This window comes from Frankia sp. R43 (genome assembly GCF_001306465.1).
In the GTDB taxonomy this organism is placed as follows: Bacteria; Actinomycetota; Actinomycetes; order Frankiales; family Frankiaceae; genus Parafrankia; species Parafrankia irregularis.
On the sequence record NZ_LFCW01000002.1, the window covers coordinates 397,738 to 421,565 of the forward strand.

The following is a 23,828-nucleotide window of genomic DNA, read 5'->3' on the forward strand; positions in this document are numbered from 1 at the left end:
GCAGATCCCGGTGGTCGGGCACACTTCGTGCGCTGGTCGCTCTCCTCGCGGTCGCAATGGTCGCGGCCGCGGGGTGCACCGGTGAGCCCGATCCGGCACCAGGCCCGATGGCGGCGAGCCCGTCCAGCGCGCCGACGACCTCCGCGCCCGTCGAGAAGCCCGGCGGCACCCTCCGCCTGCTCACCGGGCAGATGCCCAGCGGCGATCCAGGCTGGGCCGACGAGCCGGGGGAGCGGGCGTTCGCCCGGCTCGTGACCCGGCAGCTCTACAGCTACCCCTCGGACCCGGATGTCACCGGCTCGACGATCCCGCGGCCGGATCTCGCGGTCGGCGCCCCCGTGGTGTCCGAGGACCGCCTGACCTACACGGTGCGCCTGCGTTCGGCGGCCCGCTGGAACACACCGAGCCAGCGCCGGATCACCGCGACCGACGTGGCCCGGGGATTCAAGCGGCTGTGCTCTCCGCCGACGCCCTCGCCGATGCGCGGCTACTACGCCGCGACCATCCGCGGCTTCGCCGAGTTCTGCACCCAGCTCGCCGCGGCGCCGGTCGCCGACGCCCCGGCCATGATCGAGAGCGGCTCGATCTCCGGTGTGGAGGTCGTCGGCGACGACACGATCGTGTTCCACCTGCTCAAGGCGTCCAACGACTTCGTCGACCTGCTCGCCCTGCCGGCGAGCTCCCCGGTTCCCCTGGAGGCGCTGGCCTACCCGGCGGACTCCCCGGAGTACCTCGACAACCTGATCTCCGCCGGCCCGTACCGCTTCGTGTCCGCACCCGACGGCAGCTACCTGCTTTCCCGTAACCCGTCCTGGAGCGGCTCGTCCGACAGCATCCGGCGGGCGCTGCCCGACCACATCACCGTCACGGACGGCCTCACGCCGGAGACCATCGCCGCCCGCATCGAGGCCGGGGAAGGGGACATGGCCCTCGACGGGGAGGTTCCCGCGGGCGTGCTGAGTGACCTGGCCGGCGACGGGGACGACCGGCTGGCGATCTCCTCGACCGGGTCGGTGACCGCTCTGGTCGTCGGGTTGAACGGGCCGTCCGCGGCCGCGCTGCGCGAGCAGCAGGTGCGCGCGGCACTGGCGTACTGCGTCGACCGGGCCGCGGTCGTCGACGCGCTCGGCGGGCCGACGCTCGCCAGTGAGACGTCCCAGCTGCTGCAGGCGCCGATGACCGGCTACGAGCAGTACGACCCCTATGCGGCGGGGGAGGGTACCGGCGACCCCGAGCGCTGCGGCGAGGGCCTGGCGAACAACCCCGGCGGGAAGGTGACCGCGCTGTCGCTGCTGACGACGGACAGTGCCACCGACGCCGCCGTCGCCCAGGCCCTGCGGACCGCGTTCGCCCGCGCCGGCATCCGGCTGGACGTGCGGATCCGCAACGCGGAGCAGTACCAGCAGGCGGTGAGCAACCCGCAGGCGCAGTTCTGGGACCTGGCGCTGACCACCATCGACCCGGACTGGTTCGGCGACGCCGGGCGCACCGTCTACCAGCCGCTGCTGGACGAGACCTGGGTCGGCACACGCCCGGCGGACGGCGGCTACCGGCTTGAGGACCTGCCGACCCGCCTGGACGGCGCCCTCACGACCCTGGGGAAGGACCAGGCCGCGGCGGACTGGTCGGCGTTGGAACGCACGGTTGTCAGCGACGCCGCGGTCGTGCCACTCGCGGTCAGGCACTCGGCCCGCCTCCACAGCGCGACCGTCGTGACCTTCACGATCGTTCCGTCGCTGGGAACCGCCGACCCCACTGCAGTCGCACTGGCACCCTGAGTGGCGTCGAGCATCTCGCAGCGCGCCGAAGTCCTCGCAGCGAGCAGAAACACACCCGGGCGAGGGCCCCAACGGGCCCTCCTGAAGCGATAGAAGCCCCGGTGGGGGTGGTCGGTGTAACCCGTGGTGGGCCTGGCGTCCTACACTCCGAAAAGACGTCCTCGGCGAGCCTTTCGGTAGGCGCCGGCACGTCAACGGTGGCGGTGCGGGCGTGGGTGGTCCGACCGCGGGGGGCCGACCGCCGAGCTACCACCCATGGGACGAGACGAAGGAGCACGCGGGCCGTGGCAGGTGGCAACGCCATCCGGGGGAGCCGGGTCGGGGCAGGGCCAATGGGGGAGGCCGAGCGGGGCGACACTGCGCCGCGGCAACGGATCTCCTTCTGGTGCGCCAACGAGCACGAGACGAAGCCGGCCTTCGCCGCCGACGCTTCCATACCGGACACCTGGGACTGTCCGAGCTGTGGTTTTCCCGCCGGCAGGGACCGTGACAACACCCCCGCGCCGCCGAAGACCGAGCCGTACAAGACGCACCTCGCCTACGTGCGGGAGCGCCGCAACGAGAAGGACGGCGAGGCGATCCTCGCGGAGGCCCTGGCGAAGCTGCGGGGTGCGCCGGTCACCTGAACCTGAGCCTTACCGCGGAACCGTCAGCTGTGCGAGTTCGAGGCCGGCCAGGTTGAGGCCGGCCACGTTGAGGGCGATCGCACGGTGGCCGATCGCACCGAGACCGGCCGGGGCGTGACCGGCCACGAGGAGGTCGACCGCAGTGCGGCCGGCCGCATGGTGGCCGGCCGGGTTCAGGCCGGTCACGTTGTGGCCGGCCGGTACCGCCTGCTGGAAACAATCGGCGCCGGCTCCATGGGCGTCGTCTGGCGCGCCTCGGACCTGCTGCTGCGGGTCGAGGTGGCGGCCAAGGCCATCTGGGTCGGTGGACGTCCGAGCGGGCCCGGTCCGGTCGACCCGGACCGGGCCCGGGTCGCCGCCGCGGTGCGGGAGGCCCGTAACGCCGCCCGGCTGCGGGGCAACCCGCACGTCGTCTCCGTGACCGACGTCCTCGAGGACGTCGGCATCCCGTGGATCATCATGGAGCTGATCGCCGCCACGTCACTGGACGCGGCGGTACGGGCGGGCGGCCCGCTGCCGAACACCCGGGTCGCGCAGGTGGGTCTGGCAGTGCTGGACGCCCTGATGGCCGGGCAGCGCATCGGGCTGCTGCACCGGGACGTCAAACCGGCGAACATCCTGCTGGCCGACGACGGCCGTGTCCTGCTCACCGACTTCGGTATCGCGACCCACGTCGAGGACACGACCTCTCCGGGTTCCGATGGCAGCGCGGGTACTCCCGCCTACCTGGCGCCGGAGCGCATCACCCAGCGTCCGGCCTCCGTGGCCGCGGACCTGTTCTCCCTCGGCGCCACGCTGTACTTCGCCGTCGACGGGGAGCCGCCGTTCGCGCGGGAGAACATCGTGATGACCCTCGGCGCGGTACTGCACGTGGATCCACCGCCGCTGGCGCGGGCGGACACCCTGTGGCCGGTCATCGGTGGCCTGCTCATCAAGAACCCGGAGAGCCGCCTGGGAGCGGAAGCGGCCCGTGCCCTGCTCCTGCGGGCACTGCGCCTGTCCGCCCCCGCGACGACTGGCGCCGCTCGGAGCCCCCTGCCCTTTCCGGTCTCTTCAGCCGTTCCGGCTCCGCCAGCCACTCCAACCCCGCCAGCGGTTCCGGCCCCGCCGGCCGCGTCGGTCTCTCCAGCCGTTCCGGCCCCGCCAACCGCCCCGAGTCCCCCGCCCGCGGCTGATCCGGGCCGTGCGGCGACTTCCCCGGTCCCGCGGGACTCGGTGCCCGTGCCATCGGTACAGGGCCTGGATCAGGCTGGTCGGATGGATCAGGTGGATCGGGCGAGCCCGATTCGGCGAGCGGCCTGGATGGCCCGGGCGTTACGGAGCCGTCCGTGGCTTGCCGGGGGGATCGCGGGCCTGGCGGTCATCGGGCTCGTCACCGTCACACTGTGGATCATGATGGGCGGTGCCGCTCCGCGTGGTGCTGGTTCGGCCGTACCCGCCGGAATGGTCGGTTCCTGGAGCGGTTGGGTGGTCCAGGGGCCGGTCGGGTTCGGAGTCGAGATCGTGCTCACCGATGGCGCGGTCGGCGACGACGTCGGCCACAGCTCCTATCCGACCGAGGGGTGCAGCGCGGACCTGCGCCTGCTGGAGGCCGGTCCGAACACCATCACCGTCCAGGAGCGGCTCGACGAGAAGGGGCTGCTGTGCCAGGGCGCTGACCGGCTGGTCCTGACGCTACGGCCCGGTGATCGGTTGGGGTACATGTTCCCGGCGACGTCGATCAACTCGATGGGCAGCGCCGATCTCACCCGGATCAGAGCTGAGGGCCTGAGCTGACAGTCGGAGCCGATCGGCGTGGGCGCGTTCGCCGATTCACCCGTGCCGGGTGAGCGCTGGGCGCGGCGTGGCGCGGCGAAGCGGGTATGAGTCGGTCCTGCTGGTAGGTGACGGTGAGAGGAGGCAAGGTGGATTCCGACTTCCCGCTCCTCAGCGTGTTCCTCTACATGCTGTGGTTCTTCTGTTTCGTGATGTGGCTTTTTCTGCTCTTTGCTGTGGTGACGGACGTCTTCCGCAGCCAGGACCTGTCTGGTTGGGGGAAGGCAGGCTGGACCGCGGCGATCATCCTCCTGCCGCTGATCGGTGTGCTGGCCTATCTGATTGTTCGGGGCCACAGCATGCACGAGCGGCAGAACCGCGAGGCGGCCGCCGCGGCCGACCTCTGGCGTGCCCAGGTCCGCTCGGCAGCCGGGCGGCCCAGCACCGCTGACGAGCTCAGCAGGCTGGCCGACCTACGTGACCACGGCGTCATCAGCAGCAACGAGTTCGAACGGGAGAAGACGAAGATCCTGGCCTGAACCCACCGGCCGCCCCACGGGCCGGGTTTCCGTCAGCGGACCCCGGCCTGTGAGGCGTGAAGGCGGGACGCGGCCGCCCGGTCGACGAGCCACAGGGTGGCTTCACGCCCGACAGCCCCGGCAGCGGGCCATTTCACCGGATCCGCGCCGGGGCGCAGCGCGGTCGCGACCGCCTCCGCCTTCTCCTCGCCCGCGGCGACCACCCACACCTGACGCGCTGACCGCAGCGTCGGCGGGGTCAGCGTCACCCGGGTCGGTGGCGGCTTCGGGCAGTCCCGCACCGCGGCTACCGGCTCGGTCGCCACGGACGCGGGGGAGTCGGGGAAGATCGAGGCGACGTGCGTCTCCGGCCCGAGCCCGAGCAACAGCACGTCGAAGACAGGCACCGGCGAACCGGGCTCTGCTCGGGCGGCCAGCTCGGCCGCGTACGCCACGGCCGCGGTCTCGGGCTCCTCGACGCCGGCTGGCCGGATCGACGCCAGCCGGGCCGCGTTGCCGGCGCCCTCGGCGGGGGCGCTGTCCGAAGCGGACTCGATGTCGCCGGCCGCCCGCGCCGGAGTGAAGGGCGCCATCGGGAAGACCCGGCTCGGGTCCAGCGGGATGTGTTCCAGCAACGCCTCCCAGGCCTGCCGGTCGTTGCGGTCGGGGGAGTCCGCCGGCACGAACCGGTCATCGCCCCACCAGACGTCCACCCGGGACCAGTCGACCGCGTCCAGCGCCGGGCTTCCCCGCAGCGCTCGCAGCAGCGCGATGCCGATGCCGCCGCCGGTGAGGACGACCGACGCCACCGAGCGCTCCGCCTGTGCGTCGACCAGTGCGGTGACGAGCCGGGCCGCCGCCGCGCGGACGAGCACCCCGGCATCGGCGTGGACGACCACTCTGGCCGGGGCGGAGGCCGCCGTGGTCGTCACGGTCGGGCTGGTCGCTGTGGTCGGGCTGGTCGGGGTGGCTGGCACGGGTTCGACCTCCGGGCCGGGTCTCCCCGCGGTCACGACGCCGCGGGCGGGGTTGTCGGGTTCGGGGCCGGAGCCGCGGGTGTGGCCGGGGACGCGGGTGTGGGCGCGGCTGGGGATACGGCAGCCGGCGTGGCGGTGATCGCGGCCATGGCGGCAGCGGGCTGCTCCAGCGCGGGGTCGCGCCAGATGTGGTCGCGATGCCGCGGCCGGCGGTTCAGGTGGGGAACGCCGCTCCAGGCCGAGAGCGCCTCCGCGTAGACGTAGTCGTCGTCGAGGCGGCGCAGTTCCTCGGCGAGCAGGTCACCGAGGCCTCGTTCCGGCAGCGGGAGGACCCGGGTGGGGTAGCCCGTGCGGGTGATGCCGGCCGAGCGGCTGTCCGTTCGGGCCAGGACGACCTCACCGTCGCCGACGGCGACCTGCACGCTCTGGATCCCCTTGCGGCCAGGAGCGTCCGTGATCGTGACCGGGATCCGCAGCTTGGCCTGCAGCCATCCGGCGAACAGGCGTGCGCTGGGGTTGTCGGGCTCGCTCACCACAGTCGCCGGGCCGGCGGGTTCGGTGACCTGGTCGAAGGCGGCGGCCAGCAGGGTGCGCCAGCCGGAGATGCGGGTCCAGGCGAGGTCCGTGTCACCGGGGACGAAGTCCTCGGCCCGCTGCAGCAGTGCGGCGAGCGGATCGGGCGCCGCGTAGGTGCCGGTGACCCGGCGGTCGGCGAAGACCCCGAGCGGGTCGTAGGCGATCTTCTCCGGCGGCGCGTCGTACCACCAGGTGACCACCGGTGCGTCCGGCGCGAGCAGCGGCAGGACGACCGACTCGGCGTGCAGCGCCAGCCGGCCCGACATCCGCATCACGACCGCCTCGCCGGGCCCGAGCCGCCCACCGATCGACACCTCGGCATCAAGACGCGGATGCGGAGCGTCGATCTGGCGGCGCACCACGATCAGCAGCCGGCAGGGGTGCGCCGCGGACGCCGCCATCGCCGCGCTTTCGGCCTGGCTGACATGCTGCTCGTCAACGACCACGACGAGTGTCAGCGCCAGGCCGAACGCGAGCGCGCCCGCGGCCCGCCGCTCGGCGGAAAGAGCCTTGACCACCGCTGATCCGGTGGTGTCCCACAGCGTGGTCATGCCAGGGTCCCCTCGACGTGGCGGTCACAGGTCATGGCCGGCGCCACCGTCGGCCGTCACGGCTGAGCATTTCGTCGGCGGCCGCCGGCCCCCAGGTGCCCGCCCGGTAGGCGTGCGGGGTGGTGCTCTGCCAGAAGTCCTCCAGCGGGTCGATGATCCGCCAGGACTCCTCGACCTCGGCGTTGTTCGGGAACAGCGTCGCGTCGCCGAGCAGGACGTCCAGAATCAGGCGTTCGTAGGCCTCGGGCAGTGCCTCGGTGAACGCCTCGCCGAACAGGAAGTCCATGGCGACGTCACGGACCTCCATCGACGAACCGGGCACCTTGGAGCCGAAGCGCAGCGTGACACCCTCGTCGGGCTGCACCCGGATCACCAGCTGGTTGTTGCCCAGCTCGGTCGTGTCGGTCTCGTCGAAGGGCAGGTGCGGGGCCTTGGTGAAGGTGATCGCGATCTCGGTGACCCGGCGCGGCAGGCGCTTGCCCGTCCGCAGGTAGAAGGGCACCCCGGCCCAGCGCCGGGTCTGCACTCCGAGCCTGACGGCGACGAAGGTCTCGGTGGCCGACGTCGCGGGGATGTCGGCCTCCTCCAGGTAGCCGCGGACCCGCTCGCCGGCGAGCCAGCCCTGCGAGTACTGCCCGCGCACGGCGTAGGTCGCGAAGTCCTCGGGCAGCGACACGGCGCGCAGGGCCTTCAGCTTCTCGGTCCGGATCGCCTCGGCGCCGAGGCTGACCGGCTCCTCCATGGCGGTGAGCGCGAGCAGCTGCAGGAGGTGGTTCTGCAGTACGTCCCGGGCCGCGCCGGTCTCGTCGTAGAAGCCGGCACGGGTGCCGATGCCGACGTCCTCGGCCATCGTGATCTGCACCGAGTCGACGAAGTGCGAGTTCCAGATCGGCTCGAACAGCGTGTTCGCGAAACGCAGCGCGAAAAGGTTCTGGACCGTCTCCTTGCCGAGGTAGTGGTCGATGCGGAAGACGTCCTCCGGGGTGAAGACGTCGTCGACGAGCGAGTTGAGCTGGCGCGCGGTCTCCAGATCGTTGCCGAACGGCTTCTCGATCACCACGCGGCGCCAGCCGCCCGCGGCCTCGTTGGAGGCCAGGCCCGTCCGCTGCATCTGCTTGAGAACCACCGGGAACGCGGCCGGTGGAATGGACAGGTAGAAGGCCGCGTTGCCGGGCACCCCGTGGCTGGACTCCAGATCGGCGAGCAGCTTCACGAGGCCGTCGAACGCGGCGTCGTCGGAGAACGAACCCGACCGGAAACGCACCGAGCTCGCCAGCCTGTCCCAGGTGTCCTCCCGGAACGGCGTGCGGGCGCCGCGTTCCGCGGCCTCCCGGGCGAACGCGGCGAAATCCTCGTCGCTCCAGTCCCGGCGGGCGAAACCGACCAGAACGAATCCCGGGGGCAGGAGCCCTCGGTTCGCGAGGTCGTAGACGGCCGGGATGAGTTTCTTGCGGGCCAGGTCACCGGTCGCGCCGAAGACCACCAGAGCACTGTTGTCCGGCAGCCGTGGCAGCCTCCGATCCCGTGGATCCCGCAGTGGGTTGCCACTAGCGGTGGACGCCACCCGTTCCCCCTTCACAGTTCGTGGTGTTCGCGAGGTCCGCCTGACCGACCCTCCTGACCGATCCTGCCGCCCGCGCGCCGAACCCGCCTGGGCTGGCGGCCCGTTGGCGGCTTCCGGGGCGGAGCGTCGGAGTGCGGCGTCAGGACGCGGCGGACCCGAGCTGATCGCGGATCGTGTCGAGCAGCTGGTTCCAGGAGTCCTCGAACTTGCGGACGCCGTCGACCTCCAGCACGTCGACGACATCGGCCATGTCCACCCCCAGATCGGCCAGCTGGGACATGACTGAGTGCGCCTCCTCGTAGTGCGGCGTGATCGTGTCGCCGGGGACGACCCCGTGATCGGCGAACGCTTCCAGTGTCGCCTCCGGCATCGTGTTCACCGTGCCGGGTGCGATCAGCTCCGCCACGTAAAGGGTGTCCGACAACGACGGGTCCTTCGTCGACGTCGACGCCCACAGTGGCCGCTGCGGCTTCGCGCCGGCCGCGGCCAGCCGCTCCCACCGGGCGGTGCCGAACACCTTCTGATGCAGCTCGTAGGCGAGCCGGGCGTTGGCGATCGCGGCCTTGGACCGCAGTGCGTCCGCCTGGGGTGTGCCGATCTTCCCGAGCCGACGGTCCACCTCGCTGTCGACCCGGCTCACGAAGAAGGACGCCACCGAGGCCAGGTCCGAGATGTCGCGACCAGCGGCCAGGGCCTGCTCCAGGCCGGTCATGAACGCATCCATGACCGCCTCGTACCGCTCCAGCGCGAAGATCAGCGTGACGTTGACGCTGATGCCCTCGGCCAGGGCCGCGGTGATGGCCGGCAGGCCGGCCAGGGTCGCCGGGATCTTGATGAACAGGTTGGGCCGGTCGACCAGCCACCACAGGGCACGTGCCTCGGCGACGGTGCGCTCGGTCTCGTGGGCGAGCCGCGGGTCGACCTCGAGGGAGACCCGGCCGTCCACCCCGCCGCTCGCGTCGTACGCGGGGCGCAGGATGTCGCAGGCGGCCCGGATGTCGTGCGCGGTGATCGCCCGGACTGCCTCGCCCACGTCGACCCCGCGGACGGCCAGGTCGCGCAGCTGCGCGTCGTAGGTCTCGCCGCCGCCGATCGCCTTCTGGAAGATCGTCGGGTTGCTGGTCACCCCGACGACGCTGCGGGTGCGGGCGAGCTCGGCCAGGTTGCCGGTCCGGATCCGCTCCCGGCTGATGTCGTCCAGCCAGACCGCGACACCCGCGGCCGACAGGTCGGACAGTGGCTTGCTCATCGGACGTCCTCCTCTGCGCGGCCGTGTCGTCGCGCCGCAGTGGTCCGTGGTTGCGGTGGTTCGAGGCGATGGGTAGCCGGGGTGCTGGGGGAGCCGAGACTGCTGGGGATGTCGAGGTTCTGCGGGAGCTCCAGGTTCTGCGGGAGCTCCAGGTGCTGGCGGAGCCGAGGTGCCGGGTCGTCGGGTGCATGCGGGACGGGAGTCCTGCCCCACAATGATCGCATCTCGGCGGACGGCCCTCCGCCGCCGTGACACGCGCGGACACTGTGAGGCGACGGACATACGGTGCCCCTGGCCGAGCTCGTCACTGCCTTCGTGCCGCCTTCCTTACTGCTTACGGCGACCGTGCCGGATGTCCCTGTCCTCCGCCCTACCCTGTCGCGTGATCCTCACCCCAGTGTCCGTGCCCTGCCGGCAGGGAGGGAACGTGCCGAAGAACACTGGACTCGTTACCCGGGCCGGCCGGCGGCCGACGTCATGCGCATATCGTCGCGCAGCGTGGCGGGTCTGACAGCCCGGACGCACCGCCAGCCCGCAGCCCCCGACGGACGTCGCCCACAGGCGGGTTCGGAGCACTGTCGGGACGCAGCCCACGCGCACTCCCCGCCTCGCGGCGGCTAGACTCCGACACGTCGTAGAACCCACCCCACGCCCTACTCCGGGCACCGTCCCGCGCGGTTCGCTGGATGACCGCGCCGATCGCGAGGTCGTTCTGTCTCCCGAGGCCGTTGTTCGCCACCGGCAGGGCCTGCGCCGCCGCCCGGTGACGTCGAGCGGTGGCCGTTCGGCCACGGCGGGATCCGCGCTGCGCGGCTCCGTGCCGGGCGCGGTCCAGCCGACGAGCGCCGCTGTGACCGCTGCCGTCGTCCCGACGCCCGCCGTGGCGGGTCTGCCCGCCGCCGGCGCCATGGGCGCTGTCGGCGCGGTGTCACCCGCCCCGGCGGGGCCCTCCGATCTTGATCTCGCCGGCCCCCGAAGCCGCTGGGCCCGGGCCGCCGGCCGGACCCGCTCGTACATCGCGCTGATGAAGCTGCGGGTCGTCGAGCTTCTCCTGGTCTCCACCGTTCCGGTCATGCTCCTCGCCGAGCGCGGCATGCCGTCATGGTGGCTGATCGTGGTGACGCTCGTCGCCGGCACCCTGTCGGCGGGCAGTGCCAACACCATCAACTGCTACGTCGACCGTGACATCGACCAGCTCATGGGCCGCACCAAGCGCCGTCCGCTGGTCCGCGAGACGGTCGAGCCGGCGCAGGCGCTCAGGTTCGGCATCGTGCTGGGCATCGTCTCCACCCTGATGTTCGGCCTGCTGGTCAACTGGATCTCCGCCGCGCTGTCCGTGGGCGCGATCGCGTTCTACGTCTTCGTCTACACGCTGGGCCTCAAGCGGCGCTCGCCGTCGAACATCGTGATCGGCGGCGCGGCCGGGTGCTTCCCGGTACTGATCGGGTGGTCCGCGGTGACCGGAACCGTCGGCTGGGCCGCGGTGCTGCTCTTCGCCGTCATCTTCTTCTGGACACCGCCGCACTTCTGGGCGCTGGCCATCCGCTACAAGGACGACTACGCCGCGGCCGGGGTGCCGATGCTCCCGGTGGTGGCCACGACGGAGGTCGTCACCCGCCGCATCCTGCTCTACTCGTACGTGATGGTCGCGGTCTCGCTCGCCGTCGGCCCGGTCGCCGACATCGGGCTGGTGTACACGGTGCCGGCCGCGCTGCTCGGGGCCTGGTTCGTCGCGGAGGCACACCGGATGGTGGCCCGCGCCCACCGCGGTGAGGACATCCGGCCGATGCGCCTGTTCCACATGTCGATCTCGTACCTCACGCTGCTCTTCGCCGCCCTGGCCGCGGCAGCGCTGGTCTGAGAGCCCTGGGCCGGCAGGCCGTGGCCTGCCGGGCCACGGCCTGCCGGTCGCGTGACGGCCGGTCGCGGTCTGCTGGGCGCACGGCCTGGCGTGGGCGCACGGCCTGGCGGCCGTGCGACGGCGGCAGCCATGGTGAGGCTCGCGCTCCACCGACCCGGTTGGACCTCTGAGCGCCCGGTAGCCGGCTAGCCAGGTTTGGTGAGTCGCAAGAGTGAGCGATTTCGGTCGTTCCAACGACCGAAATCCTTCTTTCTTGCGGGTCGCCCGGCCGCTTATGCCCCTTTTGTTCATCTTGGGGTAGGTTGTCGGTGCTACATGGCGGTGCGGGATCCTCGATGGGTGGCCGTACGGGTGCGGTTCGCATTCCGTCAGCACGGCTCCGCCAAGCCCATGCTGGTGGTCCGGATCCGCCGCGTCTCAGGATTCTGCTGCGAGCTCCAGAACGACCACGCTCCTCAACTCCTGCCAGCCAGCGGCGACTCCTGCCAGCCAGCGGTGACAGCCCGACGCGGGACGTTCTTCGCGCTGCGGCGCTGGACCCGCCTCCGCCGAAGGGCTGGATCTGACCGGCTCCCAACCGGCCCTCCCGATCGGCTGTCAACCGGCCGTCCCTCCAGCCAGCTTCTGGCCAGCCTGCCGGCCGAAGCCGTCCCGATCGGCCGCGCCGTCGTCTGGGAAGCCGGCGGCTGCACCGGATCGGAATGCCCAGCCGCGCGGAGGCCGAATCAGTCGACGGAACTCCGACGGTGGCCACTCCGATCCGGCCAAGAATGACACGTGGGCGCATCCGTGCAGGTCACAGTGTCGGCTACGGGTATCGAAAACGGCTGGTGGCGACGCTGGACGCACGGCCCGCCGGGGCGCATCCGCAGCTGGTGGCCGTGTTGCAGGTCACACCGCGCGCCGTTTCGTGCGGCTTGCGGGGAACACTGTGCGCATTCCCCGAATTCACGGCGGCCTTTCCGGTCGTCGCTGGATTCGCCGGTGGCCAGGCCGCCGTGCCAGGGTGACCGGCGGACGGAAGGATTTCCAATGGGCGGTACCGCGGCCGTGAACGTGAAAGCGACCTCGCCTTCGGCAATCGAGGACGTGATCGACACGGATCGCTATCCGCTGTGCTCGTGGCCCGACGGGGCCGCGGGTGAGCTTGTCGGGGACGTCCGCCGGCAGCTCGCGGATACCGGGTGCTGCGTGCTTCCGGATTTCGTCCGACCCAGCCTGCACGCCCGGCTGCGTGACGAGTGCACGACGCTCGCGCCGTCGGCGCACTACGACGCCGAGACCGTCAACGTGTACAACATCGACGCCGACGCGGAGCTGCCGCCGGGGCATCCCGGCCGGGTCGGAATGCTGCGCGGCAACGCCTTCGTGGCTCGCGACCGGATCCCCGCCGACCACGTCATCCACCGGCTCTACGTCAGCACCGCGTTCCGGTCGTTCGTCGCGGCCTGCTTCGGGCTACCGGCCGTGCACGAGCTCGCCGACCCGCTTTCGGGCCTGTGCCTGAACGTCGTCGTGCCTGGTCAGGAGCACCCCTGGCATTTCGACACGAACGAGTTCACCGTCAGCCTGCTCACCCAGGGTGCGGACGCCGGTGGGGTGTTCGAGTACTGCCCGGGTATCCGATCCGCCGAGGCGGAGAACTTCGACGACGTGTCCGCCGTTCTCGCCGGCGGAACCGAGGGGGAGCGTTTCGTCCACCGGCTGGACCTGCGGCCCGGTGATCTCCAGCTCTTCCTCGGGCGCTACTCGCTGCACCGGGTGAGCCGGGTCGCCGGCGCCACTCAGCGGCACAGCGCGATCTTCGCCTACAGCGAGCGACCCGGGGTGGTGGGCAGCGTGTCGCGCACGCGGCAGCTGTTCGGCCGGGTCCTGCCGGAGCACCTGGCGGCGGCACGCCGCGCCGTGCGGGTCGACGGACTGCTCGACTGAGTTCTCCGCGCGGTCGGACCGCGCATTCACCTCGCATCTCGGCCAGGTACCCGGCTGATCATCCAGCTTTCGTCGAGCGGATGGATCCGCTGAGTGGAAGGAGAGGAGCGCCAGCCATGGAATTCGACGCGACCGGAAAGGTCTCGCTCGAACACGTCTACACGCAGCCGGATCCGCGGGCCTATTTCCGTACGCTGCGGGTGCTGGGTTATCACATTCCGCAGCTTGCCAAGCCGTACTTCTCGAAGGTCGTCGACGAGTGCCGGGAGACCCGCCCTGGCCGGCCCCTGCGGGTGCTCGACATCGGCTGCTCCTACGGGATCAACGGGGCGCTGCTGAAGCTCGACGTCTCCATGGACGAGCTGTACGACCGGTACGACGGAGCCGACGTCGGGCGGTCCCGGGCGGAGCTGGTCGCCCGCGACCGGGCGCTGGCCCGCGACCGCGGCGGGCTGCCCGACGTCGAGGTGATCGGCCTCGACACGTCCCAGCCGGCGCTCGCCTACGCGTACGAGGCGGGCTTTCTCGACGGCGCCGTGCACGCCGACCTGGAGACCCGGGAGCTGACCGAGCCCGAGCGTGCCCTGCTCGCCGACGTCGATCTGGTCGTCTCCACCGGCTGCCTCGGCTATGTCACCGATCGCACGCTCGCCCGGATCGTCGCGGCTGTCCGTGACGGCGGCCGGCGCCCGTTGCCGTGGATGGCGCATTTCGCGCTGCGGATGTTCCCGTTCGACCCGATCGCCGAGCTCCTCGCCGGGTACGGGTACCAGACGGAGGCGGTGGGCCGGCTGTTCGAGCAGCGCCGGTTCGTCTCCCCGCGCGAGCAGGCGCAGGTGCTGGAGACGCTCGCCGGGGTCGGGGTGGACCCGGCTGGCCTGGAGGCCGACGGCTGGCTGTACGCCCGCCTGTTCGTCTCACGTCCACCCGAACCGGACCCGGGCGTGGCCGCGCTATGAGAGCGTTTCGTGGATTACTCCCGGTATCTGATTGTTTCGCAACGGCCTGACCGGCACGGCGCGGCCGGAGCCATCGCGCGACCGGACACCACGCGACCGAGACACCACGCGACCAGAGACACCACGCGACCGAGACACCATGCAACCGAGACGAGGATGACGCTGCGCATGACCGTCCAGACGAGCCAGGGACCGGCCGCGAACAGCGCCGCCACAGCGGCCGCCGCCGCTGCCGCTGGCACCTTCGACCACGAGGACGACCTGCCGCGCGTTCCGCTGCCCACCCTGGAGGACAGCTGCGCGCGGTTTCTCCAGTGGTGCGCCCCGCTGCTGTCCCCTGAGCAGCTCGCCGCGACCGAGGCCGAGCTGGCACGCTTCCGCGCGCCGGACGGCCCGGGCCCCCGGCTGCACGCCGAGCTCGCCCGCTACGACGTGAGCGACGGCGTGCACAGCTGGCTGGACGAGTTCTGGCCGGCCCGCTACCTCGGCCGCCGCGACCGGATCGCACTCAACGCCAACTTCATCTTCCTGTTCCGCGCTGCCACCGGGGCCGCCGGCGAAGGCGCCGGCTCGACCCCCGCCACCGCCGCGGGGCCGCAGCTGGAACGCGCCGCCGGCCTGATCGCGGCCGCGCTGGACTACAAGGTGCGCCTGGACGCGGAGCGGATCCCGCCGTTGCTGCGCCGCGGCCAGCCGCAGTCGATGGTGCAGAACCGGTACCTCTTCTCCACCACCCGCATCCCCGGCCTGGTGCAGGACACCGTCCGAGTGCCCTACAGCGCCGAGTGGCCGGGGCCGTCCGACGCCCGCCACATCCTGGTGTTCCACGGCGGCCGCATGTTCCGGCTGGACGTCCTCGGCCCGGACGGGTCGCCGCACACGCTCGACGAGCTGACCGCCGGCCTCGCCGCGGTGCGGGCGGCCGGCCCGGCGCCGGCGCCGGACGAGACCGCCGTCGGCCATCTGACGACCAAGGCCCGGGCCGCCTGGGCGGAAAGCCGCGCCGCGCTGCTCGCGCTCGACCCGGCGAACAAGGCCGCGCTCGACGAGGTCGAGACGGCGCTGTTCTGCGTGTGCCTCGAGGCCGTGACCCCATCCGATGAGCTCGCCGCCTGCGATCAGCTGCTGCACGGCAGCGCCGCCGGCCGCTGGTACGACAAGGCCGTGTCGCTGATCGTTTTCCCCGACGGCCAGGCCGGCATCAACGTCGAGCACTGCGGGCTCGACGGCACCACGATCCTGAGCTTCGTCGACGAGCTGCTCGCCGCGCCCGCCGCCGAGCTGTCGGCCCGCTCCGGGGCCCGCCCGCACGGGCAGCCGGCGGTGCGTCCGGTCGAGTTCGTGCTCGACGACGCGCTGCGCGCGGACATCCGGGCGGCGGCGGAGTCGTTCGCCGCGTTCGGCGCCGGCACCGACTCGGTGACGCTGTCGTTCCCGGACCACGGCGCGAGTCGGGCCAAGGCGTTGCGGATCTCCCCGGACGCGTTCGTGCAGATGGCCTACCAGCTCGCCCACCACCGGGCGAAGGGGTTCGCCGGAGCGACCTACGAGTCGATCGCGACCAGGCAGTGGCGGTACGGGCGCACCGAGGCGATGCGCGTTGTCACGCCGGAGGTCCTGACCTTCGTGGCGACGATGAACGACCCGGCGGCCGACGCGGACGCCCGCCGCGCCGCGCTGCGCGACGCGGCGGCCGCGCATGTGCGCCGCGCCGGCGAGTGCCAGCGCGGCGAGGCGCCCGAACAGCATCTGTGGGAGCTGGCGTTCATCCAGCGCCGGGCCGGTGCCGAGCTGGGCGTGCCCGACCCGTCGCCGCTGTACGAGACGCCCGGCTGGCTGGTGACGCGGGACGACTACCTGAGCACCAGCTCCGCGCCGTCGGAGAGCATCCGGTACTTCGGTTTCGGCTCGACCAGCGGCCACTGCATCGGCGTCGCCTATGTGCTGCTGCCCGACACGCTGAACATCTACCTCAGCACGCCGCGGCCGGCCGCCGCCGGGATGCACGCGTTCGCCGACCGGCTCCGCGAGGCCCTGCGCGAGCTCGACGAGCTGCTCGCCGGTGACCCCGCGGCAACCGGTTGATCCGGGGCGACGTGACCCGTGCCGGCAGCGACGTTCCCAGTCGCTGCCGGCCCAGTTGCTGCCGGCCCAGCCGCTGTCGGCGTTAGTCGCTGTCGGCGCGGGGGTGCTCGGCGAGCAGGGCGGTGAGGGCATCGAACAGCGGCGGGGGAGCGGCGACGACCAGGTCCTCGCCTGGCGCGCGCCCGTCGAGCCCACCGACCCGCAGGCCCGCCTCGGACGCGACCAGCGCACCCGCGGCGTGGTCCCAGGGATGCAGGCCACGTTCGTAGTAGGCGTCGACGGTGCCGGCCGCGGCGGCGCAGAGGTCCAGCGCGGCCGCGCCCATCCGGCGGATGTCGCGCACCCTGGGCACCACCCGGGTAAGCACCGCGACCTGCGCGGTGCGGCGCTGTTCGGTGTAGCCGAAACCGGTCGCGACCAGCGCGCCGCGCAGCTCCGTCACCGTGGAGCCGGTGAGCTTCTCGGGATCGGCCTCCCCGGGCGTGCCCGCGCCTGCACCCGCGCCCGGACCCGCGCTGATCCGAGCGGTGGCGGCGGCGGTGGTCCAGCGCAGGGCTCCGCCACCGCGGACGGCGGTGTAGGTGAGCCCGAGCGCCGGGGCGTGCACGACGCCCGCCACCACCTCGCCCGCGACCTCGGCGGCGATCGACACCGCCCAGTTGGGCAGCCGGTAGAGGAAGTTCACCGTCCCGTCGAGGGGGTCCACGATCCAGCGGACGCCGCTCGTGCCGGGCGTGTCCGAGCCTTCCTCGCCGAGCAGCCCGTCCTGCGGGCGCGCCTCGCGCAGCCGGCGGGCGACGAGGGCCTCGGACGCCCGGTCCAACGCGGTCACGATGTCGGTCGGGGAGGACTTCGTCGCCTCGGCCTCGACAGTTCCTTCTCGGCCGGCCAGCAGCAGCGCGCCGGCCTCACGGGCGACGTCCAGGCCTAGACCGAGCAGCTCGGCCGCGGCCGGCGGTGTGGTGATGTCGGGGGATGAGTCCACGGGCCCCATCCTGTCAAGGCGTCGGCCCGGCGCGGGGTCCGGTTGTGTCCGCCGCCCACCGTGCCGCCGCCGCCGTCGGGGAGACGATCGTGCGACCCGTAGGATTGGGCGCGTGGTGGCAACGGACAGTACAGAACGGCCGACCCGTGCGGTCCCCGCGAAGCCGACCCTGGATGGGCTCGAGGCGCGCTGGGCGCAGGAGTGGCAGGAGCGCGGAACCTATTCGTTCGACCGATCGGTTCCCCGGGAGCGCGTCTACTCGGTGGACACCCCGCCCCCGACCGTAAGCGGCTCCCTGCACGTCGGCCACGTGTTCTCGTACACCCACACCGACCTGATCGCCCGCTTCCAGCGGATGCGCGGCCGTGAGGTCTTCTACCCGATGGGGTTCGACGACAACGGCCTGCCGACCGAGCGGCGGGTGCAGAACTACTACGGCGTGCGCTGCGACCCGTCGCTGCCGTACGACCCCGACTTCGCCCCGCCGGCCAAGCCGGGCAAGGACCAGGTCCCGATCTCGCGGCGCAACTTCGTCGAGCTGTGCGAGAAGCTGACGATCGAGGACGAGAAGGGCTTCGAGGAGCTCTGGCGCCGGCTCGGTGTCTCGGTGGACTGGTCGTACACCTACGCGACGATCGACGCCCGGTCGCGGGCCGTCGCGCAGCGCGCGTTCCTGCGCAACCTGGCCCGTGGCGAGGCCTACCTGGCCGAGGCCCCGACGCTGTGGGACGTCACCTTCCGCACCGCGGTCGCGCAGGCGGAGCTGGAGGACCGAGAGCGCCCCGGCGCGTACCACACCATCGCGTTCCCGCGGCCCGGCGGCGAGCCGGTGGTGATCGAGACGACCCGTCCGGAGCTGCTGCCGGCCTGCGTGGCGCTGGTGGCCCATCCCGAGGACGAGCGCTACCAGCCGCTGTTCGGGCAGACGGTCCGCACGCCGCTGTTCGACGTCGAGGTGCCGGTGGTCGCGCACCGGCTGGCGGATCCGGAGAAGGGCTCCGGTATCGCCATGATCTGTACCTTCGGTGACCTGACCGACGTCACCTGGTGGCGGGAGCTGCGGCTGCCCGCGCGCGCGGTGATCGGCCGCGACGGGCGGCTCATCGCCGAGGCGCCGGATGCCATCACCTCGCCGGCGGGCCGCGAGTACTACACCCAGGTCGCAGGCAAGACGATCGCCTCGGGCCGGGTGGCCATCGTCGAGGCGCTGCGGGAGTCCGGTGCCCTGCTCGGCGAGCCGCGGGCGATCAGCCACCCGGTCAAGTTCTACGAGAAGGGCGACCGGCCGCTGGAGATCGTCTCCACCCGCCAGTGGTACATCCGCAACGGCGGCCGGGACGATCAGCTGCGTGAGCAGCTGCGGGCGCGCGGCGGCGAGCTGCGCTGGCACCCGGACTACATGCGGGTGCGGTACGAGAACTGGGTCGACGGGCTCAACGGTGACTGGCTGATCAGCCGGCAGCGTTTCTTCGGCGTGCCCTTCCCGGTCTGGTACCCGTTGGACGAGGCGGGCGACCCGCGCTATGACGAGCCGATCGTGGCAGCCGAGTCCGCGCTGCCGGTGGACCCGTCCAGCGACGTCCCGCCCGGGTACACCGCCGAGCAGCGCGGGGTGCCGGGTGGCTTCATGGCTGACCCCGACGTCATGGACACCTGGGCCACGTCGTCACTGACCCCGCTCATCGCCAGTGGCTGGGAGAGCGACGACGCCCTGTTCAACCAGGTGTTCCCGATGAACCTGCGGCCGCAGGCACACGAGATCATCCGAACCTGGCTGTTCTCGACCGTGCTGCGCAGCCACGCCGAGTTCGGCGCGCTGCCGTGGTCGGACGCCGCGATCTCCGGCTGGATCCTCGACCCGGACCGCAAGAAGATGTCGAAGTCCAAGGGCAACGTCGTCACCCCGATGGGCCTGCTGGAACAGCACGGTTCTGACGCCGTCCGGTACTGGGCGGCGTCGGGTCGGCCCGGCACGGACACGGCCTTCGACGTGGGCCAGATGAAGACCGGCCGACGCCTCGCCATCAAGATCCTCAACGCGAGCCGGTTCGTCCTGGGGCTGGCCGAGGCCGGGGAGGCCGACGGCGCGGGTGGTTCGGGCGAGCTGCCCGCCCCGCGGGAGGTCAGCGGCTCGGGCGCGGCGGCCGTCGGCGGCACTCCCGGCGTGGAGGCGATCACCGAGGCGTTGGACCGGGCGCTGCTCGCCGAGCTGGCGAAGGTCGTCGCGACCGCGACCGAGTCCTTCGACGGCTACGACTACACCCGGGCTCTCGAGGTCACCGAGACGTTCTTCTGGCGCTTCTGCGACGACTACGTCGAGCTGGTGAAGGGCCGGGCCTACGGTGCGCACGGGCCGGCCGGCGCCGCCTCCGCGCAGGCCACGCTTTCGCTCGCGCTGGCGACGCTGCTCACCCTGTTCGCGCCCTTCCTGCCGTTCGTCACCGAAGAGGTGTGGTCCTGGTGGCAGGAGGGTTCGGTGCACCGGGCTCGGTGGCCCGAGGCGGAGCGGATCCGCGCGGTGGCCGGTGACGGCCGTCCCGAGCTGCTGGACGCTGTCGGCGCGGCGCTGTCCGCGGTGCGCCGGGCCAAGTCCGAGGCGAAGGTCTCGATGAAGGCCGAGGTCGCGACCGCCCGGGTCGGCGGCCCGGCGCAGACCGTCGCACTGGTCGAGCAGGCGGCCGCGGACCTGCGCAGCGCCGGCGGGATCTGGGAGCTCACCCTGGACGCGACCGACGGCGAGCTGACGGTCGACGTCGTCCTGGTGCCGACGAGCTGATGGCGACGCGACCGCCGGCCGGCTGATGCCAGCAGGCCGGCGGTCGCCAGCAGGCCGGCGCTCTCCTGGGCGGTCGTGTCCCTGGGCGGCGGTGTCTCCTGGGCGGCGGTGTTTCGTGGGCGGCAGTGGTCGCGGGCCGGGGGCGGGTGCCGGGGCCATCGGGCAGGATGGAAGCGTGGCCATCTACGCTTTGGGGGATCTCGTCCCCTCCATCGACCCGTCCGCCTACGTCCACCCCGACGCCACGATCATCGGGAACGTCTCGATCGGGCCGGAGTCGACCGTGTGGCCGGGTGTCGTGATGCGTGGCGACCATGGCCGGATCATCGTCGGGGCGCGGACGTCCATCCAGGACGGAACGGTCATCCACACGACCGCCCTGCACCCCACGACCGTCGGCGACGACTGCGTGATCGGGCACATCGTGCATCTCGAGGGCTGTGTGATCGAGGACGGCTCGCTGGTCGGCTCGGGCTCGATCGTTCTGCACGACGCACGGGTCCGCAAGGGTGCGCTGGTCGGTGCGGGCGCGGTGGTGGGTAACCGGGTCGAGGTCCCGGAGGGGGCCATGGCGCTCGGCGTCCCGGCGAAGATCCGGGAAGGTGCCGCCTCCCAGGAGATGATCCGGATGGCGGCCGAGTCCTACGTCGAGAACGGCCGGCGCTTCCGCAAGGAGCTCCGCCGCATCGACTGATGCCGAGGCCGTGGTACCGGATCTCGCTGAGGCACTGCACGTCGCCGGGGCGCGAGTGCAGCGCCTCAGCAGTTCCCGGCCGCCGGCCACCTCTCCTGCCGCCGCTGCTTCCAGGCAAGAAGTGAGGATTTCGGTTGCTGCAGCAGCCAGAATCCTCACCTCTTGCGGTTTGTCAAGCGGCTCCGCGCCCCATAAATCCGATTTGGTGTGAATCGTTGGCGCTGTGTGGCGGCACGGGATGCCTGGTGCCCCGACGAGTACCGCCTCGGGTCAGACGTCCGTCTTCGGGCTTGTCGACGCCGGGCGCATGCCGGGTGGCAACGAGCCCGTCGCCCGGACCCAGCCACGTGCCGCCGTCCGCTCGGCGGCCAGCCGGCCAAGGCCCACGGCGAGCCCGGACACCGCCGCCCAGACGATCGCCTCGGACCAGGCGGTCTCCGGGTCGGCCGGGTTCTTCGGCGGGTCGGCCTTGCGCACCCTGCGGTACGCGACACTGGCCCCTCGGCTCGCCGCGGTGCCGGCGAGTGCGGTCGCCGCCCCGCCAACGACCTTCCATCCCATCTTCGACGCCGGTCCGGCCACCCCACACCTCTCGTCAGTCCGCCCCGGGACGCGGTCTCCGGGGCGCGTTGCCTGTCCGTCCTGGTAGTTCCCAGGCACTGCGTGTTCCGAGCGCAGCGCCGTTGCGAGCACTGCGCCGTCCCGAGCACTGCCCGTTCCAGCCACTGCGTGTTCCGAGTGCTGCCCGAGCATTACCCGCCAGGGCACGAATACCCCGCTCGGCCGGCCCCCGACCCCGCTCGTGCCTCTCACGCACGCCTCGCTGCGGTGTCTGAAGTGTCATGGCCCCGGGCCACCGGCCAGGCGCCGACTGCTGCCAGCCGGCGAGTCGTTAGTGTCGCGGACAGCCCCACCCGGGTGAGAACAATCCAGGAGAATCATGACCGCGACCACCCCCACGCCGCCGACCGCCCCACGCTCGGGTGAGTGGCCGACCGGCGAGCCGCCTCCGTCGTCGCCAGCCTCCCTGGAGGTGCTGGTGCACAGGCTGGATCCGGGCCTGCCGCTTCCCACCTACGCCCAGCCGTCCGACGCCGGTGCCGACCTGGCGACCACGCAGGACGTCACGCTGGCACCGGGAGAGCGGGCCATCGTCGGGACGGGGCTGTCGATCGCGCTGCCTGCGGGTTACGCGGCCTTCGTGCATCCCCGTAGCGGACTTGCCGCGCGTCATGGACTCACTGTGGTCAACGCCCCCGGTACTGTCGACGCCGGTTACCGTGGAGAAATCAAGGTGAATCTCATAAACACCGATCAGAGTGAGTCGATCACTCTACGTAGGGGTGATCGGGTGGCCCAGCTGGTGATCCAACGAGTGGAGCACGCGGTCTTCCGGGAGGTCGCCGACCTGCCCGAGTCCGTGCGCGGCACGGGCGGCTTCGGGTCGACCGGCGGGTTCGGCCACTCCTCCGACGGTGGACCGCGAAGGGAGGACCACGGTGTTCGGTCGCGGTCGTAAGGCTTCGGTCGAGGCCTCGGCGGATGCGGATGCGGCCCGCGGCACCAGCCGGGACGTCGATCGGGTCGGGCCCTTCGATGCCGGTGACGCGCCGCAGGACGACGTCCACCGCCTGGACCTCGGCGCGTTGCGGATACCGACGCTGCGCGGCGTGCAGATGCAGTTCCAGGTGGAGGAGGCGACCGGCCGGCCGGTGACGATCATCATCACGGACGGGCGCAGCGCGATGGAGGTGGCGGTGTTCGCCGCCCCCAAGACGACGCCCCTGTGGGACGAGGTCCGCGCGGAGATCCTGGAGACGCTGCAGGCGGTCGGTGGCGCGGAGGGGGAGGGCCCCTTCGGCCCGGAGCTGCGGATGCGCCTGCCCACGAACCGGCCCGGTGAGACCATCCCCGGGCGCATGATCGGTATCGACGGTCCCCGCTGGTTCCTCCGTGCGGTGGTGACCGGCCCCGCCGGGCAGGATCTCAGTGCGGGTCCCCTGCTGGACGAGACTCTCCGGCGAACTGTGGTGGTACGGGGCGACGAGGCCATGCCGGTCCGTGACCCGCTGCCGCTGCGGTTGCCGAAGGAGGTCGCGGAATCCGACGGCGAGCCCCAGGAAACGGAGCAGGGCGCGACTGCCCGGCCCGAGATGCCGGGCCCCGGCGTGCGGATCAGCGAGACGCGCTGATCCGAGGCGCGCTGATCAGCGAGCCTCTTCCGGCCCACGGCCCACGGCCTGGCAGGCCGCAGGTCCGAGCCGACGGTGGAAGGGCTCAGCGGTGTGGCCGAGCGTGGAACAGTCCGGTAACGGCGCTGGAACGCTCGGCCATCCACCGGTGGCGCTCCGCGAGTTGTCCCATCCTGGGCGGGATCAGTGGTGGCGGGGGTCCGTCCACCGCATAATCCCGGTTCAGGGCGCTGACGCATGGCCACGTGGTGGGACCTTCCTCACCCGTTGGCCCGGTGACGTCCCGAGGTTCGGATTCCGTCGCCCGGCTACGGGAACGGTCGATGATCGGAGGAGCCGTGGGCGAAGGGCGCGGCTGGTTGGGACGGCGGTTCCACCGGCTGACAGCGGACAATCAGGAGTTGGAGGACGAGGACCTGCAGCGGGCCTCGGTCGCCGCGGGAGCGGAGCCGATGCTTGCCTGCCGGGATCGGGAGGAGGCCTGCGTCGCCGGGTCGATACGCTCGGTCACCGTTCGGGCGCGTTCCGGGGGGCCGAGTCTGGAGGTCGACCTCTATGATGGATCCGGAACCGTGACCCTCGTGTTTCTCGGCCGCAAACATATCGCGGGCATTGAGGCCGGTCGGTCGGTCAAGGCATCCGGTCGAGTGGTCGTTCGTGACGAGCGGACCACGATCTTCAATCCGCGATACGAGTTGCTGCCGGTCTCGTCGACCAGCGCCTGAGCGGCGCCCGGAGGACAGGACGTCT

At 71.9% G+C, this 23,828-nt stretch carries 19 protein-coding genes; 13 read left to right on the forward strand and 6 right to left on the reverse strand.

Annotated elements, in window-relative coordinates:
- Positions 1 to 56 precede the first annotated feature (56 nt).
- From ACG83_RS09190 to ACG83_RS09205, 4 genes are all read left to right on the forward strand, one after another.
- Positions 57 to 1,778, forward strand: coding sequence for an ABC transporter substrate-binding protein (locus ACG83_RS09190; RefSeq protein WP_235497876.1), 1,722 nt, complete (start codon positions 57 to 59; stop codon positions 1,776 to 1,778).
- A gap of 284 nt (positions 1,779 to 2,062) precedes the next feature.
- Positions 2,063 to 2,404 carry an RNA polymerase-binding protein RbpA gene (locus ACG83_RS09195; protein ID WP_006538993.1) on the forward strand — a complete coding sequence of 114 codons (342 nt, stop codon included), beginning with the start codon at positions 2,063 to 2,065 and terminating at the stop codon, positions 2,402 to 2,404.
- 84 nt (positions 2,405 to 2,488) lie between these two features.
- Positions 2,489 to 4,180 carry a serine/threonine-protein kinase gene (locus ACG83_RS09200; RefSeq protein ID WP_235497810.1) on the forward strand — a complete coding sequence of 564 codons (1,692 nt, stop codon included), beginning with the start codon at positions 2,489 to 2,491 and terminating at the stop codon, positions 4,178 to 4,180.
- Positions 4,181 to 4,308: 128 nt separating this feature from the next.
- Positions 4,309 to 4,698, forward strand: a complete 390-nt coding sequence (locus ACG83_RS09205; protein ID WP_054565738.1) for an SHOCT domain-containing protein — start codon at positions 4,309 to 4,311, stop codon at positions 4,696 to 4,698.
- Between the two features lie 32 nt (positions 4,699 to 4,730).
- Here the strand turns inward: ACG83_RS09205 and pgl are convergent, their stop codons facing one another.
- The 4 genes from pgl to tal form a co-directional block, all read right to left on the reverse strand.
- Entirely contained in the window at positions 4,731 to 5,609 is an 879-nt protein-coding gene (gene pgl / locus ACG83_RS09210; RefSeq protein ID WP_054566521.1) for a 6-phosphogluconolactonase, read from the reverse strand.
- A 77-nt stretch (positions 5,610 to 5,686) separates the two neighbouring features.
- Positions 5,687 to 6,781 (reverse strand): glucose-6-phosphate dehydrogenase assembly protein OpcA, encoded by a 1,095-nt coding sequence (locus tag ACG83_RS09215; RefSeq protein WP_054565739.1) that lies wholly within the window; start codon positions 6,779 to 6,781, stop codon positions 5,687 to 5,689.
- Positions 6,782 to 6,812: 31 nt separating this feature from the next.
- The gene (gene zwf / locus ACG83_RS09220; RefSeq protein WP_054566522.1) at positions 6,813 to 8,345 is read right to left on the reverse strand and encodes a glucose-6-phosphate dehydrogenase; all 1,533 of its coding nucleotides are present in this window, start codon (positions 8,343 to 8,345) and stop codon (positions 6,813 to 6,815) included.
- 139 nt (positions 8,346 to 8,484) lie between these two features.
- Positions 8,485 to 9,594, reverse strand: coding sequence for a transaldolase (gene tal, locus ACG83_RS09225; protein ID WP_054565740.1), 1,110 nt, complete (start codon positions 9,592 to 9,594; stop codon positions 8,485 to 8,487).
- Between the two features lie 850 nt (positions 9,595 to 10,444).
- Here tal and ACG83_RS09230 point away from each other — a divergent pair.
- The 4 genes from ACG83_RS09230 to ACG83_RS09250 all read left to right on the forward strand — a co-directional run bounded on the left by ACG83_RS09230 (position 10,445) and on the right by ACG83_RS09250 (position 16,431).
- Positions 10,445 to 11,455, forward strand: a complete 1,011-nt coding sequence (locus tag ACG83_RS09230) for a heme o synthase (RefSeq protein WP_054566523.1) — start codon at positions 10,445 to 10,447, stop codon at positions 11,453 to 11,455.
- 1,032 nt (positions 11,456 to 12,487) lie between these two features.
- Positions 12,488 to 13,387, forward strand: coding sequence for an ArpA protein (locus ACG83_RS09240; RefSeq protein ID WP_054565742.1), 900 nt, complete (start codon positions 12,488 to 12,490; stop codon positions 13,385 to 13,387).
- 116 nt (positions 13,388 to 13,503) lie between these two features.
- Positions 13,504 to 14,346 carry a trans-aconitate 2-methyltransferase gene (locus ACG83_RS09245; protein ID WP_054565743.1) on the forward strand — a complete coding sequence of 281 codons (843 nt, stop codon included), beginning with the start codon at positions 13,504 to 13,506 and terminating at the stop codon, positions 14,344 to 14,346.
- A 168-nt stretch (positions 14,347 to 14,514) separates the two neighbouring features.
- The gene (locus tag ACG83_RS09250; protein ID WP_200931294.1) at positions 14,515 to 16,431 is read left to right on the forward strand and encodes a choline/carnitine O-acyltransferase; all 1,917 of its coding nucleotides are present in this window, start codon (positions 14,515 to 14,517) and stop codon (positions 16,429 to 16,431) included.
- An 82-nt stretch (positions 16,432 to 16,513) separates the two neighbouring features.
- On the opposite strand, the gene ACG83_RS09255 is transcribed toward ACG83_RS09250, so the two are convergent.
- Positions 16,514 to 17,425: an inositol monophosphatase family protein gene (locus tag ACG83_RS09255; RefSeq protein WP_054565745.1), complete on the reverse strand. Its 912-nt coding sequence runs from the start codon at positions 17,423 to 17,425 to the stop codon at positions 16,514 to 16,516.
- A gap of 103 nt (positions 17,426 to 17,528) precedes the next feature.
- On the opposite strand from ACG83_RS09255, the gene valS reads away from it, so the two are divergent.
- Together valS and ACG83_RS09265 are read left to right on the forward strand one after the other, a co-directional pair.
- Positions 17,529 to 20,192 carry a valine--tRNA ligase gene (gene valS / locus ACG83_RS09260; protein WP_054565746.1) on the forward strand — a complete coding sequence of 888 codons (2,664 nt, stop codon included), beginning with the start codon at positions 17,529 to 17,531 and terminating at the stop codon, positions 20,190 to 20,192.
- Between the two features lie 175 nt (positions 20,193 to 20,367).
- Positions 20,368 to 20,886, forward strand: coding sequence for a gamma carbonic anhydrase family protein (locus tag ACG83_RS09265; protein ID WP_006539007.1), 519 nt, complete (start codon positions 20,368 to 20,370; stop codon positions 20,884 to 20,886).
- 270 nt (positions 20,887 to 21,156) lie between these two features.
- On the opposite strand, the gene ACG83_RS09270 is transcribed toward ACG83_RS09265, so the two are convergent.
- Positions 21,157 to 21,468 (reverse strand): DUF4235 domain-containing protein, encoded by a 312-nt coding sequence (locus ACG83_RS09270; protein WP_054565747.1) that lies wholly within the window; start codon positions 21,466 to 21,468, stop codon positions 21,157 to 21,159.
- Between the two features lie 358 nt (positions 21,469 to 21,826).
- Between ACG83_RS09270 and dut the strand changes: the two genes are divergently transcribed.
- The 3 genes from dut to ACG83_RS09285 all read left to right on the forward strand — a co-directional run bounded on the left by dut (position 21,827) and on the right by ACG83_RS09285 (position 23,803).
- On the forward strand, positions 21,827 to 22,405 hold the full coding sequence (gene dut / locus ACG83_RS09275; protein ID WP_054565748.1) for a dUTP diphosphatase: 579 nt from the start codon (positions 21,827 to 21,829) through the stop codon (positions 22,403 to 22,405).
- Complete coding sequence (locus tag ACG83_RS09280) at positions 22,386 to 23,078, forward strand: DUF3710 domain-containing protein (protein WP_054565749.1); 693 nt, start codon at positions 22,386 to 22,388, stop codon at positions 23,076 to 23,078. Before dut ends, ACG83_RS09280 begins: the two co-directional genes overlap by 20 nt.
- Before the next feature lie 338 nt (positions 23,079 to 23,416).
- Entirely contained in the window at positions 23,417 to 23,803 is a 387-nt protein-coding gene (locus tag ACG83_RS09285; RefSeq protein ID WP_054565750.1) for an OB-fold nucleic acid binding domain-containing protein, read from the forward strand.
- Positions 23,804 to 23,828 lie beyond the last annotated feature (25 nt).

Coding starts and splice junctions, on each gene's coding strand:
- ACG83_RS09190 (WP_235497876.1), top strand. CDS start 57: ATGGTCGCGGCCGCGGGGTGCACCGGTGAGCCCGATCCGGCACCAGGC.
- ACG83_RS09215 (WP_054565739.1), bottom strand. CDS start 6,781: ATGACCACGCTGTGGGACACCACCGGATCAGCGGTGGTCAAGGCTCTT.
- tal (WP_054565740.1), bottom strand. CDS start 9,594: ATGAGCAAGCCACTGTCCGACCTGTCGGCCGCGGGTGTCGCGGTCTGG.
- ACG83_RS09240 (WP_054565742.1), top strand. CDS start 12,488: ATGGGCGGTACCGCGGCCGTGAACGTGAAAGCGACCTCGCCTTCGGCA.
- ACG83_RS09245 (WP_054565743.1), top strand. CDS start 13,504: ATGGAATTCGACGCGACCGGAAAGGTCTCGCTCGAACACGTCTACACG.
- ACG83_RS09250 (WP_200931294.1), top strand. CDS start 14,515: ATGACCGTCCAGACGAGCCAGGGACCGGCCGCGAACAGCGCCGCCACA.
- ACG83_RS09255 (WP_054565745.1), bottom strand. CDS start 17,425: ATGGGGCCCGTGGACTCATCCCCCGACATCACCACACCGCCGGCCGCG.
- dut (WP_054565748.1), top strand. CDS start 21,827: ATGACCGCGACCACCCCCACGCCGCCGACCGCCCCACGCTCGGGTGAG.